Here is a 15,520-nt window from a genome sequence, read left to right as displayed (position 1 = left end):
CTTGTTAACTCTGTGATATACTAAAGAAAATGGGTATGATTACGTTAATGATAAACCCTTGTCAACATATGACGAGGGTTTATCTAATCAAGTTAACCTTCTTCTGATCTTTCACAGAGGTGATACAAATGGCAAAAAAACGAAAAAGGAAAAAGAAACAACAACAACTAAAATCACAGGTGAGATATGAGCTGCTCGGTTTATTATTTATCTTTCTTGCTGTATTTGGAAGCGGGGCAAGTGCAATAAGTGAAGGAGCGATACCAAGTATACTAGAAAATCTGTTTCGGCTATTATTTGGTATATGGTATTTTGTCGCTTCTATTTTTTTATTTGTGTTAGGAATTTATTTAATGATAAAAAGGCAAGTTCCTCTATTATTTAATAAACGTTTAATAGGTGTTTATATCATTTTTGTTGGAATATTGCTTTACACACATATACAAACATTTGAAGGAATTCTACTAAATTCGCTAAATCCATCGATTATTAAAACGACTTGGAGTCATTTAATGGCCTTTTATGATGGTGATGTTTCCTCTGTCACTATTGGTGGCGGTATGTCGGGAGCAATTTTGTTTGCATTTAGTTACTATTTATTTTCATCTGCGGGAGCGAAATTTGTTTCATTATTTACCGTTATCATTGGTCTAATATTTGTTACGGAGTTGTCCATTGGGGATTTAATAGAAAAAGTAGCCAAAAACATTAAAACAACATTAAAAGATCAGAAAGAACGCTGGAAGCAACATCGAGACATGAAAAAACAACAAAAACAAGAGGAAGCAAATACACCAATCATTCACACATCAGAAAAAGAAACAAGTAATATAGAACAAGTGATAGAAGAACCTGAAATTAATGATTTTCCTGATATTGCTTATTCAGTTGATAATACCGAGCCAAACAATGAAACACCTCCAACAACACAAGAAAGTACGAATAACAAAACAGAGGATGAAGGAGAGCAACACGAAGAAACAGAACTCTCCGAATCATTACCGATGACAGAAACAGAAAATGTCGATTATCAACTACCTTCTATGGATTTGTTAATCGAACCACAACAAAATGCGCAACATCAAGAAAAGGGTCAGATTCAGGCTATCGTACGGAAGCTTGAACGAACCTTTCATAGCTTTGGCGTGAAAGCTAGGGTTACCAAGGTACATGTAGGACCAGCTGTTACGAAATATGAAGTATATCCTGATGTTGGGGTGAAAGTTAGTAAAATTGTTAATTTACATGATGATTTAGCATTAGCATTAGCTGCCAAGGATATTCGGATCGAAGCACCGATCCCTGGCAAATCTGCGGTAGGTATAGAAGTGCCAAATCAAGAGATTGCAACGGTTTCCTTAAGGGAAGTGTTAGATACGAAACAAGCACAAAAAGGTTCAAAACTATCCTTTGTTTTGGGAAGGGATATTTCTGGTGAAGCAGTAATGGCAGAGTTGAACAAAATGCCACACTTATTAGTTGCAGGGGCAACTGGTAGTGGTAAAAGTGTTTGTGTCAATGGAATTATTACAAGTATTTTGATGCGTGCCAAACCACATGAGGTAAAAATGATGATGATTGACCCAAAAAAGGTAGAACTGAATATCTATAATGGCATTCCACATCTGTTAGCCCCTGTGGTAACAGATCCTAAGAAAGCTTCTAGAGCTCTGAAGAAAGTGGTATCAGAAATGGAACGTCGCTATGATTTATTTTCAGATACTGGGACAAGGAATATTGAGGGATACAATGAACATGTTAAACGGGTGAATGCTACAGAAGGAGAAAATCACGCATTATTACCATATGTCGTCGTGCTTGTTGATGAATTAGCAGATCTTATGATGGTTGCTTCTAACGAAGTGGAAGATGCGATTACCCGGTTAGCACAAATGGCAAGAGCGGCAGGTATACATTTAATTATTGCAACCCAACGTCCTTCAGTAGATGTTATTACTGGTGTCATCAAAGCTAATATTCCTTCTCGTATAGCATTTAGTGTTTCATCTGCTACAGACTCAAGAACGATTTTAGATTCTGGTGGTGCGGAGAAACTTTTAGGTCGAGGAGATATGTTATTTATTCCAGTAGGATCCTCTAAGCCAACGAGAATTCAAGGGGCATTTTTATCGGATGATGAGGTTGAACGTATTGTTGATCATTGTGTGGAACAACAAAAAGCACAATATCAAGATGAAATGATACCAGAAGAAGAAACAGAGGTTAAGAGTGAAGTCGATGACGATCTATTTGATGATGCAGTACAAATGATTATTGAAATGCAAAGTGCAAGTGTTTCCATGTTACAAAGAAGATTCCGAATTGGATACACACGCGCAGCTAGATTAATTGACGCCATGGAAGAACGTGGGATTGTAGGCCCATATGAAGGTAGTAAGCCAAGAACTGTATTAGTCTCGGAAACTACCACCGAAGAAAAAACTTCATAAGGAAATTTAATTAAACCTGGTAATTGTTACCAGGTTTAATTTTGCGTTATACTATGCATTAAGTCCTTTCATGTAAATGAGGTGGATAGTACAAGGTTAACTTAGAAATGCTAATGTTACATAAAACAAATATAGGGAGGATGTCCATGCAATCAATTAATGAGGACACTATGTCTGCAGGCGGATATAATTTACATGTTATTCCAAGTAAAAAATATAAAACAATTAATATTGTGGCTAAATTTAAAGCGCCATTACAGCGGGAAACGATCACCCAACGCGCCTTAATACCATATGTATTACAAAAAGGCACAAGGAAATATCCAAGTGAAAGAGAACTTAGGACAGCTTTAGACGATTTATATGGTGCCGTACTTAATATCAATAGTTCAAAAAAGGGTGACAACCATATCATAACTGTACGTATGGAAGTCGCTAATGAAAATTATTTGTCATCCAAACAACCAGTAATCGCGGAGGCTTTTGCCTTACTGAATGAACTATTATTCCATCCGAAATCAGATAATAATGCATTTGATCAAAAGATAGTAGGTCGAGAAAAACAAACATTAAAACAAAAAATGGATTCGATTATTGATGATAAGATGAGTTATGCGAATATGCGATTAATCGATGAAATGTGTAGTGATGAACCATATCGTCTTCATGTTCATGGCTATCCAGAAGATTTAGATAAGATCGACGAACAAAATTTGTTTACTTATTATCAACGCTTATTAGTCGAAGATCAATTAGATATCTATGTGCTTGGTGACGTTGACTCATCAGATATTCAACAACAAGTAACCAAAAATTTATCAAGAGAACATACACCAGTTTCGGTCGATACGACAGAACAACCAGTTAAAAATATAAATGAAGTAAACCAAGTTACGGATGAACAAAATGTCCAACAAGCTAAATTACACCTTGGATTTAGAACGAATATTCGTTTTAGTGATCCAGATTATTTTGCCTTGCAAGTATTTAACGGGATCTTTGGTGGCTTCCCTAGTTCAAAATTATTTATGAATGTGCGCGAGAAACATAGCCTTGCTTATTATGCGGCATCTCGATTTGAAAGTCATAAGGGGTTACTGTTTGTCTTTAGTGGTATTGCTCCAAGTGATTATAAGCAAGCAAAAGACATTATCTTAGAACAAATGGAAGCAATGAAAAAAGGTGACTTTACCGACGAACAAATAGATGAAACGAAAAATATGGTTGTCAACCAATTACAAGAAACAACCGATCATCCACAAGGGTTAATTGAGGTGTTATACCACCAAATTTTAACCGATCATCCATTACCACCAGACGACTTAATGGAAGGTGTTAAAAAAGTAACCAAGAAGGATGTTCTAAAAGTTGCCAATAAAATTGCATTAGATACGATTTACTTTTTAACGGAAAAAGGAGGAAGTAGTGATGAATAAAAAAGTATATGAACAATTGAAAGAAACCCTTTATTCCGAAACACTTGATAATGGGCTACGTGTATTTCTACTTCCAAAACCTGAAATGGCAAAAACATTTGGAATTTTTTCTACTGATTATGGTTCGATTGATAACCATTTTGTACCGATTGGGGAGAATGATTTTACTCAAGTTCCAGATGGAATTGCCCACTTTTTAGAGCATAAGTTATTTGAAAAAGAAGATCGTGATGTGTTTCAAGACTTTACCAAACGTGGTGCTTCTGCAAATGCCTTTACATCATTCACGAAAACAGCTTATTTATTTTCGTCCACGAGTGAAATAAAAGAAAATGTCAAAACATTGTTAGATTTTGTCCAAGATCCATATTTTTCGGAACAATCAGTTGAGAAAGAAAAAGGAATTATTGGGCAAGAAATTCGCATGTATGATGATCAACCTGACTGGAGATCTTTCTTTGGTACAATTGGTAGTTTGTATCAAAACCATCCAGTTCAAATTGATATTGCAGGAACAGTTGAATCAATTGATAAAATCACCAAAGATGACTTGTACACATGCTATAACACGTTTTATCACCCATCTAATATGACGTTGTTTGTGGCTGGGAATTTTGATGTAGAGGAAATGATGGCACTGGTTAAAGAGAATCAAGCAGGTAAACAGTTTCCAGAAATGTCTACGATCGAGCGTTCTTTTCCTGAAGAACCGAATCATGTAGCTAAAAAGAAACATGTAATTGAAATGCCTGTGTCTATTTCTAAATGTATGGTTGGATTAAAAGAGTCAATGGACCACCGCGATAAGGAAGAGTTTTTACGAAAGGATTTGTTATCTGATATGATATTAGATCATTTCTTTTCAAAAAGTGGTGAATTTTATCAAAAATTATATGAACAAGATTTAATCGATACTAGTTTCCAATCAGAGACACATTTGGAGAAAAATTTTGGTTTTTCCATATTAGGTGGTAATACATCAGAACCAGACCGTTTAGCTGATGAAATAACAGCGATGTTATTGAAACTAAAAGATAATCCGCTTAGTGAACAGGATTTTGAAAGGATGAAACGAAAAAAAATTGGAGAGTTTCTGCGTGCATTAAATTCTTTAGAGTTTATTTCCAATCAATTTATTCATTACAATTTACTTGGAATAGACCTTTTTGACATACTACCTACGATTGAAGCACTAACAACCGAACAAGCAAACCAGTTTATTGAAAATTGGATTGATGAAGACAGAATTGCTGTTTGTCAAGTGCTTCCATCTAATGAGTGAATCGATGCGAACAAGTTGTTTAATTATTGGAGCAAGCGGTGAAATAGGTCAAGCGATTGCTCATCGACTAGTTACAGAAGGTTATGATGTATTACTTCATTATCATCGTAATGAAGCGGAAATAAAGAAGCTTGTCTCCCAATTACCAGAAGAGTCTCTATTAGGTGTTGTGAAAGGTGATCTAAGTACTAATGAGGGTATTCACACATTCATTAATCAATTTAATTTTCCAATAGAAAATATTGTTTTTACGAGCGGACAAAGTGATTATGGTTTGTTTCAGGATACTAGTGAAACCTTGATGGATGAGATGATTGCTTTACATGTGAAGGCACCATGGATGATTACCAAACATGTTATTCCAGATATGGTTCGTAATCAAAGTGGGAATATCATCTTAGTTACATCGATTTGGGGAGAAGTTGGGGCAAGTTGTGAAGTGGTCTATTCGTCTGTAAAAGGCGCACAAAACACATTTGTTAAAGCTTTGGCAAAAGAATTAGCAGGTAGTGGTATTTCTGTTAATGCAGTTAGTCCCGGCTTCATTGATACAAAGATGAATCATAATTTGTCAGAGATAGAAAAGAATGACATCATCTCACAAATACCGATTAACAGAGCAGGAAAACCTAATGAAGTAGCGCATGTTGTGGCCTTTCTTTTAGATGAACGATCCAAATATATTCAAGGTGAAATAGTCAATGTAACTGGCTCTTGGTAGTGAGAAACATTCATTTTCCTCCATGTATAAACTTTTAGTTTATTTCAAATGCTACAACTGTAAGTTAAATGAAGGAGGAATAGATATGTCAGTTCTTGATAATTTTGAATCATGGAAAGACTTTCTTGGGGATCGCTTACATCAAGCTCAAGGCCAAGGAATGAGTCAACAAGCTATCTCTGAATTGGCTTATGAAATCGGTGGTTACCTTTCTAATCAAGTAGAAGCTAAAAACGATCAAGAGGCTGTATTACGTGAGATGTGGAATGCTGCCAGTGAACAAGAACAACATGCTATAGCAAATATTATGGTAAAACTTGTTCAAAACGAAGGTATAGGTCGCTAAACCACAGCCGTTCAAAGCCCCAAACCCTTGCTTTTTTATTATCAAAAGCAAGGGTTTGTTTATGTAACATATTAATGAGATCCACCAATGCACCGGAAAGCGTAGTTTATTTCGATAGCGATGTCCTCCTCTCAACCTAAAACAATGATGAGTTTAATTCGAATCATATAATATGCATTAAAGAAATGAAAAAGGTTGCAAAAAGCAAACAAAAATGTAAATTTATGGTTAGAATGGAAATATTGTCCTTTTCTATTCGAACAAAATCATTTATGATGAAACTAGGAGATTTGTTAAACCGATGTCTTTTTTTGGGGGAGATTGTGATGCAAAAGACAGAATGGTATCTTGAATATGAAATCCAATATAACCGACCAGGTTTACTAGGGGATATATCCTCATTACTTGGAATGTTATCGATAAATATCATCACAATAAACGGTGTCGAACATTCGCGCCGCGGCATGCTTTTGTTATCAAGAACGGAAGAGCAGATTACACGTTTGAAATCAATTTTAAATACAATGGATACAATAAAAATTACAAAAATGAGAAAACCTAAATTACGGGATCGGTTAGCCGTCCGTCATGGTAGGTATATACATAGTGATGTAGATGATAAAAAAACGTTTCGCTTCGTCCGACAAGAATTAGGCCTATTAGTTGATTTTATGGCCGAATTATTTAAGACAGATGGGCACAAACTAATTGGTATTAGAGGGATGCCACGTGTGGGAAAAACGGAATCAATTGTTGCAGCTAGTGTTTGTGCAAATAAACGATGGTTATTCGTTTCTAGTACATTGTTGAAACAGACAGTAAGAAATCAACTTATCCAAGATGAGTATAATGAAGACAATCTATACATTATTGATGGGATTGTCTCAACAAGACGAGCAAGTGAAAAACATTGGGAACTAGTTCGAGAAATAATGCGTTTACCCGCGACTAAAGTTGTGGAACATCCAGATATATTCGTACAACAAACGGAATATACCATGGATGACTTTGATTATATTATTGAACTTCGTCGTGAAGAGGATGAAGAAATTAAATATGATCCAATTGAAAAACCAAATTTGTCGCAGGATAACGGTTTTTCCATGTTTGATTTTTAAAAATGGATGGTGTTGAAGATGGAAATCGGAGCAAAACTTAAAGAAGCTAGAGAAGCCAAAAATTTAACTTTAGAAGATATACAAAAGATAACTAAAATTCAGACTAGGTATTTACAAGCAATTGAAAAAGGTAAAATGGATATCATGCCGGGGAATTTCTATGTTCGTGCTTTTATAAAAGAATATGCCCTGGCTGTTGACTTGGATCCTGATGAATTATTTGAAGAGCATAAGGATGAACTTCCAGCCATTCAAGACGAAAGTGCGATAAGTTATTCAAGAGTACAACGCAGTCGAAAAGAATCGGCAACAACACGAAGTCCAGCAATCTTATCCTTTTTACCAACTGTCATTGTTATTCTACTGATTATAGGCATTTTATTTATGGTTTGGTATTTTAAACAGGATACGAATATCTTTAATGATGATGGTCAAACACAATCAATTGAAGAAGAAACTGAGAATGGAACTGATCAAGTAAAATTACCTGATGAGGAAGATGCTGAAGGAAATAATAACGAAGATGAAAATGATCCTGCTCTTGAAGAAGAAGAAAATATAACTTCGGATCAAGATCAAGATGAGGATAACTCTGAAGCACCAAATGAGCAAATTGACTCTGATCAAGTAGAATCAGATGATCCAGCTGAACCTGGATTAGAACTTGTAGAGTACGAAAACGAGGAATCCACTTATGAATTTTATAATACAGACGAAGAACTTACACTTGAGTTAACTACTACTGGTGAAAATTGGTTAGAAATTGAAAATGGAAAAGGTAAAAGTTTTTACTACAATTTGTTAACAGGGGATAACTCACCAGAAGAAATTGATATGACAGGAGAAGATCAAATTTATCTTAAATTCGGAAATCCTTCTTCGATTACAATTAAGATTAATGATCAACCATTAGAACTCTCAGATGAAATAACACCTACTGAAGTTCAAAATGTTTGGATAAATATAAAAACTGATGCATAATAACATCAGAGTCATAAAAGGCCCTTTTCATCGTTGGATGGGAAGGGTTTATCTTTTTAGCACGTTGCTTCTGTTTTCGCATGAAGGCTTGCCTGTCGAGAAGTTTTCTTTACTATTTAGATTGAATTTTGTATTATTTTGATGTTGAAAATCATAACATCTAGGGAGGAACAGTATGAATATTCCAAATCGAATTACTATATCACGCATTTTATTAATTCCAATTTTCATTGTATTATTAAGTATTCCATTTGATTGGGGAGTATGGGAGATTGGACACCAACAGCTACCGGTGTCACATTTTGTGGCGGCATTATTGTTTATTATCGCTTCTGCAACAGATTGGGTGGATGGTTATTATGCTAGAAAATATAACCTTGTCACAAACTTAGGGAAGTTTCTCGATCCCATGGCAGATAAACTCCTTGTTTCAGCTGCATTTATTTTATTGGTTGAAATGGACTTAGCACCAGCATGGGTAGTTATTGTTATTATAAGTCGAGAGTTTGCTGTTACAGGACTGCGGCTTGTGGCTGCTGGTGAGGGGATAGTTCTTGCTGCTGGCCAGTTGGGGAAATTAAAAACCGTATTCCAAATTGTTGCGATTGCTGCATTGTTATTACATAACTTCCCGTTTTCTTATTTTGATTTTCCGTTTGCAACGATCATGCTATATCTAGCATTAACTTTTACTGTCATTTCTGGATATGAGTATTTTGTGAAAAATTGGCATGTAATGAGGGATTCCAAATAATGAGTAAATATAAAGCCGAGATTATTGCTGTTGGTACAGAATTATTACTTGGTCAAATAGCAAATACGAATGCACAGTGGTTATCCAAGCGTCTAGCAGACTATGGTATGAATACTTATTATCATGTTGTTGTTGGAGATAATCTTGAACGAGTTACAGCCACACTTGAACAAGCCGGAAAACGGTCAGATATTGTATTTATTACTGGTGGATTAGGACCTACAGATGATGATTTAACCCGTGAAGCGTTTCAACGATTATCACAACAACAATTAGTAGAACATCAAGGATCATTGGATAAAATTACAGAATACTTTACAAAGAATAACCGTCATATGACACCTAATAATCGAAAACAATCCCTTGTGTTTCAAGATGCCCATGTTCTAGCAAATGATGTGGGTATGGCACCGGGAATGATTGTGGAATATAATCAAGTGCTTTGGGTGTTTATGCCAGGTGTTCCAAGAGAGATGAAAGCTATCACTGACCATCAAGTACTACCCTATCTAGATAAAAAATTACAATTAAATGCAGTTATCCAATCGCGAATGTTACGTTTTATTGGAATTGGAGAATCACAATTGGAGCACCACTTAAAACCACTTATTGATGCACAACACAACCCAACGATTGCACCATTAGCATCAGAAGGTGAAGTTGCCATTCGATTAACTGCAAAAGCCAATACAAAAACTGAAGCACTACAATTGTTGGATCAAGCAGAATCAAAAGTGCAAAATCATGTAGGAGATTATTTTTATGGATATGATGAAGAAGTAATTCAAGAAAAGGTCGTACAAATGCTTGAACATAATTCCATGACAATTGCGGCAGCAGAAAGTCTAACTGGAGGAAAATTCACGGATACACTTGTTTCTGTTAGTGGAGCTTCTAATGTATGTAAAGGTGGAATTGTTAGTTATACTACGGACGTCAAACAGAATATTCTAAATATCCCCAAAGAAATTATTATACAAGATGGAACGATCAGTGAAGCTTGTGCAACACTTATGGCACAAAATGTTCAAAAAACGTTAAATACTGATATTGGTATAAGCTTTACAGGTGTTGCTGGTCCAAGTGAAGTGGAACAACAACCTGTAGGTACTGTATTTATTGGACTTTATCATCAATCAGGAAAACTCATAGTTAAAAAGTTTAACTTCCAAGGTGATCGCGAAGCAATTCGCAATCGAGCAGTCAAAAAAGGCTTAGAATTAATCTACCAATTTTGTCAAATGGATAATAAATGGGTCTAACAGTTTAAATAAAAGTTATAAAATGATTATTTACGAAGTACGATTGTATACTAAATCGTAATGATAAATGATTGTATTGATGAACACTTCAAACGTACTAGTGAAAAAATATGAAAAAGAAGTTTCGGTGCGCAAAATGTCATAAAAATGATTTTTTTAAATCATTTTTATGTTGAAATGTAATTTTCTGAAGCGAATATCATTCCAAATAAAGGGAACGGATATTCGCTTTTTAGCTTGTTAAATCTCAAAAAACAAGTTATGATAGTAGTAGTTTAATATAGGGAGGTAATTGAGTGAGCGATCGAAAACAAGCTTTAGATATGGCGTTAAAACAAATAGAAAAACAATTTGGTAAAGGTTCGATTATGAAATTAGGGGAACAAGCAGAGCAAAAAATTGCGACAGTTCCTAGCGGTTCATTAGCATTGGATGTAGCATTAGGTGTAGGTGGTTATCCAAGAGGACGTGTGGTAGAGATATACGGACCAGAATCTTCTGGTAAAACGACTGTTTCATTACATGCAATTGCAGAAGCACAAAAGCAGGGCGGACAAGCAGCTTTTATTGATGCAGAGCATGCACTTGATCCTGTTTACGCACGTAAATTGGGAGTGAATGTAGATGAACTATTACTTTCACAACCTGATACAGGGGAACAGGCATTAGAGATCGCAGAGGCATTAGTACGCAGTGGGGCTGTCGATATGATCGTAGTCGATTCTGTAGCAGCACTTGTACCAAAAGCAGAAATTGAAGGTGAAATGGGAGATGCCCATGTTGGTTTACAAGCGCGTCTTATGTCACAAGCATTAAGAAAATTATCAGGTGCGATTAACAAGTCAAAGACAACAGCTATTTTTATTAACCAAATTCGTGAAAAAGTTGGAGTTATGTTTGGTAACCCAGAAACAACTCCTGGTGGTAGAGCGCTTAAGTTCTACTCATCTGTAAGATTGGAAGTGCGTCGTGCAGAAACATTGAAACAAGGCAATGAAATGGTCGGTAACAAAACAAGAATTAAAATAGTTAAAAATAAAGTTGCCCCTCCATTTAAACAAGCAGAAGTTGATATTATGTATGGGGAAGGGATATCTAAACAAGGTGAATTGATTGATATCGGCTCCGATTTAGATATTGTTCAAAAAAGTGGTGCTTGGTATTCTTATAATAGTGAACGACTTGGTCAAGGCCGTGAAAATGCGAAACAATTTTTACTAGAAAATGAAGATATGGCTGAAGAAATTCACACCGCAATAAGACAACATTATGATTTGGATCAAACAGAAGCCCAACAATCTGATGAAGAAAAAAAAGATAATCAAGAAGCACTAGATGTATAAGTTGATAAAATCCTTGCTAACGATGTTGGCAAGGATTTTTGTGTATGTAACAATTATTTTCGACAAAACCAACTGGATTATTACTCTGTTACAGTATTTTTCGAAGGGATTTTTAAAAAAACTACATAATTTTGACGTTTCCTTGACATTAGCTATGCACAAGATTAAAATTAATGTTGTATAATTTTATATTCTTTATTATACAATTTTATCTATTTAAAATTATTTTATGAAACTGTACATGCCGACTTTATATGATTGTACAAGTTTATAGCAAGAGGAGGTGAAACCATGAATCTAGTTACAGTAATCATCTCCAGTTTGCTTACCCTAATCGTCGGTATTGTTGTTGGTTATCTGATTCGTAAATCTATTGCTGAAGCAAAAATCTCTAGCGCAGAGCAATTAGCTCAGCAAATAGTGGAAGAAGGTCATCGTAATGCAGATGCTGCCAAGAAAGAAGCACTTCTTGAAGCTAAGGATGAGAACCACAAACTTCGTCAACAGGTAGATGAAGAACTTCGTGAGAGACGAGTAGAAATCCAAAAACAAGAAACCCGCTTGATGCAGAAAGAAGAAAATTTAGACAGAAAAGATGAAACACTGGACAAGCGTGAGCTCATGTTAGATAAGAAAGACAGTTCGCTAACAGAAAAACAACAACAAATTGAAGAAATGGAAAGCAAAGTGGAAGCGATGTTAGACGAGCAGCAAGCTGAGCTACAACGTATTTCTGGATACACTACTGACCAAGCTAGACAAATTATTTTAGAACGTGTAGAAAAAGAGGTAAGCCATGAATCTGCTATTATGATTAAGGATGCGGAAAATCGTGCGAAAGAAGAAGCAGATAAAAAGGCTAAAAACATTCTTTCTCTTGCCCTTCAACGTTGTGCAGCAGATCATGTTGCTGAAACAACTGTGTCTGTAGTAAATCTTCCTAATGACGAAATGAAAGGTAGAATCATTGGTCGTGAGGGTAGAAATATCCGTACCCTTGAGACGTTAACAGGAATAGATTTAATTATCGATGACACACCTGAAGCTGTTATTTTGTCAGGATTTGATCCGATAAGAAGAGAAACAGCGCGTATTGCTTTGGAAAAATTAGTTCAAGACGGACGTATTCATCCAGCACGTATCGAAGAAATGGTTGACAAATCAAGACGCGAAGTTGATGAATATATTCGTGAAGTTGGGGAACAAACAACGTTTGAAGTTGGTGTGCATGGTCTACATCCAGATCTAGTCAAAATACTAGGTCGATTAAAATATCGTACAAGTTATGGTCAAAATGTGTTAAAGCATTCCATGGAAGTTGCGTATTTATCAGGCTTACTTGCTGCAGAGTTAGGTGAGGATCAGAACCTTGCCAAGAGAGCTGGCTTGCTTCACGATATCGGAAAAGCAATTGACCATGAGGTAGAAGGTAGCCATGTTGAAATCGGTAAAGAGTTGGCAACCAAGTATAAAGAAAATGCGATTGTCATCAATGCTATTGCTTCTCATCATGGGGACGAAGAGGCTACCTCTGTTATAGCAGTACTTGTCGCAGCGGCTGATGCTCTATCGGCAGCAAGACCAGGTGCTAGAAGTGAAACATTAGAAAACTATATTAAACGCCTTGAGAAACTAGAGGAAATCTCTGAATCCTATGATGGGGTTGAGAAATCGTTTGCGATCCAAGCTGGTCGCGAGGTAAGAATTATGGTCAAACCAGACGAAATTGATGATCTCTCATCTGCTAAAATTGCTAGGGATATACGAAAACGAATTGAAGATGAGTTAGACTATCCTGGTCATATTAAAGTAACGGTTATTCGTGAAACAAGATCAGTTGAATATGCGAAATAAAGCGGCGTAAACGCCGCTTTATTTTTGTTTGAGTCTGCTTTCTTATAACTTGTAGATCATGCATATAAGCTATATTATACGACATAACTGCTCAAGATTTCCGGCCGTTCTTAATAAGGTGAGCGAAGAGTGGCGCTGCGGAAATACACTACGCTTTCCTGTGGGGGGGCTGGTGAGCCTCCTCGTTCGTACCTCACTGCGGGGTCTCACCGATGCCACTAGTCCCACGGGAGTCTCCGTGTATTTCCTCCGCTTTTTCTAGTACTATGAAGTTTAATAGTGCTTTTATAAAACCATATAATAATATACTTTTTCTATGTTATTGGCATGTTGTTACATAACCTTGCAGTAAATTCGCTATTTTAAATTTATAGAGTATTACAACTATCACTAATCAGAAAATTATATCAGTGAAGGCAGAATACGGAGACTCCTCGAAAATATAAACCGATTTTCTTCGTGCGATGTTTCGCTGTCGAAGCGTTCCTTGTCCTATGGGAACAGCACGAGCCGAAGATCCACTTGGTAAAGGGCTTTTCTTTACCCAGTTAGCTGAGGCTGTGCCCATGGAAAGCGTAGTATTCTGCCGGAACGATATATTCGCACTTATTACAATCAGAATGTAAGAAAGTAAGAGGTTAGTTATGTCGTATAATATAGCGTATGTGTAATAAACAATAATTTTACATAAAGAGCCTGGTCTTATCAGGCTTTGGCGTATTTTGACTTTTTATAGTAAATATGTAAAACTGAACGTAATTTGAATAGTAGAGAGGATAAACGAGATGAAAATATTATTTATAGGCGATGTTGTTGGTTCTCCAGGAAGAAGTATGGTTCAAAATTATTTGAAAAAATTGAAACAAAAATACCAACCACATGTAACCATTATAAATGGAGAAAATGCAGCATCGGGTAAAGGGATAAATGAAAAAATTTATAAAAATTTTTTGGAATGGGGTGCACAAGCAGTAACATTAGGGAATCATGCTTGGGATAAAAAAGAAATATTTGAATTTATTGATGATGCAAATTCTATGATTCGGCCAGCTAACTTTCCTGAAGGGACACCTGGTAGAGGATTGATGTTTGTGAAATCTAATGGAATCGAACTCGCAGTTATCAATATGCAAGGCCGAACTTTTATGCCTGCGTTAGATGATCCATTCAGAAAAATGGATGAATTGTTAGAACAAGCGAAAAAAAGAACCAACTTAATATTTGTAGATTTTCATGCAGAAACAACTAGTGAAAAGCAAGCAATGGGATGGTATCTTGATGGAAGAGTTAGTGCGGTTGTTGGAACACATACCCATACACAAACAGCAGATGAACGTATTTTGCCACAAGGAACAGCATACATTACAGATGTTGGAATGACAGGGCCATATGATGGTATTTTAGGAGTGGATCGAGAGGCGGTTATTAAACGATTTTTAACTAATTTACCTGTGCGATTTGAAGTAACTAAAAATGGAAGAACACAACTTAATGGCGTTGTTGTTGACCTTGATCATAAAACAGGTATTGCAAAAAAAGTCGAACGAATTTTAATTAACGATGATCACCCGTTTTTCGGCTGATTATTTGAATTTTTAGAAAAATTACTTCATAATAAAAGGGAATAACTATCATCTCCAAGAATATAGTTAAAGTGGAACTACTTTAGTAAACTAAGGAGGTACTAGGAATGGACATATTAAAAGTTTCAGCTAACTCAAATCCTAATTCAGTAGCAGGGGCACTTGCGAATGTATTAAGAGAACGTGGCTCAGCAGAAATTCAGGCTATTGGTGCTGGTGCATTAAACCAGGGCGTAAAAGCAGTAGCCATTGCCAGAGGATTTGTCGCACCAAGTGGAGTTGATTTAGTTTGCATCCCAGCTTTCACAGATATTATGATTGATAATGAAGAACGAACAGCTATTAAACTAATTGTCGAACCAAGGTAAACGACTGCCTCCTGTTTGCATT

The 15,520-nt window shown here is 36.0% G+C and carries 13 protein-coding genes; all 13 read left to right on the top strand.

The annotated features are described in order from the left end of the window. The first annotated feature begins 128 nt into the window (after window positions 1-128). The 13 genes from FCI53_RS00470 (at window position 129) to FCI53_RS00410 (ending at window position 15,498) form a co-directional block, all read left to right on the top strand. A complete protein-coding gene (locus FCI53_RS00470; RefSeq protein WP_138414729.1) occupies window positions 129-2,450 on the top strand; it encodes an FtsK/SpoIIIE family DNA translocase in 2,322 nt (773 codons plus the stop codon). 146 nt (window positions 2,451-2,596) lie between these two features. Beyond that, window positions 2,597-3,886 (top strand): EF-P 5-aminopentanol modification-associated protein YfmF, encoded by a 1,290-nt coding sequence (yfmF, locus tag FCI53_RS00465; protein ID WP_138414727.1) that lies wholly within the window; start codon window positions 2,597-2,599, stop codon window positions 3,884-3,886. Next, complete coding sequence (gene yfmH, locus FCI53_RS00460) at window positions 3,879-5,168, top strand: EF-P 5-aminopentanol modification-associated protein YfmH (protein WP_138414725.1); 1,290 nt, start codon at window positions 3,879-3,881, stop codon at window positions 5,166-5,168. The genes yfmF and yfmH overlap by 8 nt, the downstream gene beginning before the upstream one ends. Window positions 5,169-5,172: 4 nt before the next feature. After that, the gene (ymfI, locus tag FCI53_RS00455) at window positions 5,173-5,889 is read left to right on the top strand and encodes an elongation factor P 5-aminopentanone reductase (protein ID WP_138414723.1); all 717 of its coding nucleotides are present in this window, start codon (window positions 5,173-5,175) and stop codon (window positions 5,887-5,889) included. An 85-nt stretch (window positions 5,890-5,974) separates the two neighbouring features. Continuing rightward, window positions 5,975-6,235, top strand: coding sequence for a DUF3243 domain-containing protein (locus FCI53_RS00450; protein ID WP_138414721.1), 261 nt, complete (start codon window positions 5,975-5,977; stop codon window positions 6,233-6,235). 326 nt (window positions 6,236-6,561) lie between these two features. After that, on the top strand, window positions 6,562-7,353 hold the full coding sequence (locus FCI53_RS00445; RefSeq protein ID WP_138414719.1) for a YmfK family protein: 792 nt from the start codon (window positions 6,562-6,564) through the stop codon (window positions 7,351-7,353). A gap of 18 nt (window positions 7,354-7,371) precedes the next feature. Then, window positions 7,372-8,334: a RodZ domain-containing protein gene (locus FCI53_RS00440; protein WP_171038020.1), complete on the top strand. Its 963-nt coding sequence runs from the start codon at window positions 7,372-7,374 to the stop codon at window positions 8,332-8,334. Window positions 8,335-8,509: 175 nt separating this feature from the next. Then, window positions 8,510-9,088 (top strand): CDP-diacylglycerol--glycerol-3-phosphate 3-phosphatidyltransferase, encoded by a 579-nt coding sequence (pgsA, locus tag FCI53_RS00435; RefSeq protein WP_138414715.1) that lies wholly within the window; start codon window positions 8,510-8,512, stop codon window positions 9,086-9,088. After that, window positions 9,088-10,350 carry a competence/damage-inducible protein A gene (locus tag FCI53_RS00430; RefSeq protein WP_138414713.1) on the top strand — a complete coding sequence of 421 codons (1,263 nt, stop codon included), beginning with the start codon at window positions 9,088-9,090 and terminating at the stop codon, window positions 10,348-10,350. Before pgsA ends, FCI53_RS00430 begins: the two co-directional genes overlap by 1 nt. Window positions 10,351-10,646: 296 nt before the next feature. Continuing rightward, window positions 10,647-11,693, top strand: a complete 1,047-nt coding sequence (recA, locus tag FCI53_RS00425; protein ID WP_138414711.1) for a recombinase RecA — start codon at window positions 10,647-10,649, stop codon at window positions 11,691-11,693. 291 nt (window positions 11,694-11,984) lie between these two features. Continuing rightward, complete coding sequence (gene rny, locus FCI53_RS00420) at window positions 11,985-13,547, top strand: ribonuclease Y (protein WP_138414709.1); 1,563 nt, start codon at window positions 11,985-11,987, stop codon at window positions 13,545-13,547. Between the two features lie 785 nt (window positions 13,548-14,332). Further along, a complete protein-coding gene (locus FCI53_RS00415) occupies window positions 14,333-15,130 on the top strand; it encodes a TIGR00282 family metallophosphoesterase (RefSeq protein ID WP_138414707.1) in 798 nt (265 codons plus the stop codon). 107 nt (window positions 15,131-15,237) lie between these two features. After that, entirely contained in the window at window positions 15,238-15,498 is a 261-nt protein-coding gene (locus FCI53_RS00410; RefSeq protein WP_138414705.1) for a stage V sporulation protein S, read from the top strand. Window positions 15,499-15,520 lie beyond the last annotated feature (22 nt).

The sequence above is a fragment of the Aquibacillus sediminis genome, assembly GCF_005870085.1.
Classification (GTDB): Bacteria; Bacillota; Bacilli; order Bacillales; family Amphibacillaceae; genus Aquibacillus_E; species Aquibacillus_E sediminis.
The sequence above is the reverse complement of the archived record's forward strand: the minus strand, read 5'-3'. Positions and strand labels throughout refer to the sequence as shown.

Bases quoted from the DNA above. Each gene is read 5' to 3' on its own strand.
- FCI53_RS00470 (WP_138414729.1), top strand. From the start codon at position 129: ATGGCAAAAAAACGAAAAAGGAAAAAGAAACAACAACAACTAAAATCA.
- yfmF (WP_138414727.1), top strand. From the start codon at position 2,597: ATGCAATCAATTAATGAGGACACTATGTCTGCAGGCGGATATAATTTA.
- yfmH (WP_138414725.1), top strand. From the start codon at position 3,879: ATGAATAAAAAAGTATATGAACAATTGAAAGAAACCCTTTATTCCGAA.
- ymfI (WP_138414723.1), top strand. From the start codon at position 5,173: ATGCGAACAAGTTGTTTAATTATTGGAGCAAGCGGTGAAATAGGTCAA.
- FCI53_RS00450 (WP_138414721.1), top strand. From the start codon at position 5,975: ATGTCAGTTCTTGATAATTTTGAATCATGGAAAGACTTTCTTGGGGAT.
- FCI53_RS00445 (WP_138414719.1), top strand. From the start codon at position 6,562: ATGCAAAAGACAGAATGGTATCTTGAATATGAAATCCAATATAACCGA.
- FCI53_RS00440 (WP_171038020.1), top strand. From the start codon at position 7,372: ATGGAAATCGGAGCAAAACTTAAAGAAGCTAGAGAAGCCAAAAATTTA.
- pgsA (WP_138414715.1), top strand. From the start codon at position 8,510: ATGAATATTCCAAATCGAATTACTATATCACGCATTTTATTAATTCCA.
- FCI53_RS00430 (WP_138414713.1), top strand. From the start codon at position 9,088: ATGAGTAAATATAAAGCCGAGATTATTGCTGTTGGTACAGAATTATTA.
- rny (WP_138414709.1), top strand. From the start codon at position 11,985: ATGAATCTAGTTACAGTAATCATCTCCAGTTTGCTTACCCTAATCGTC.
- FCI53_RS00415 (WP_138414707.1), top strand. From the start codon at position 14,333: ATGAAAATATTATTTATAGGCGATGTTGTTGGTTCTCCAGGAAGAAGT.
- FCI53_RS00410 (WP_138414705.1), top strand. From the start codon at position 15,238: ATGGACATATTAAAAGTTTCAGCTAACTCAAATCCTAATTCAGTAGCA.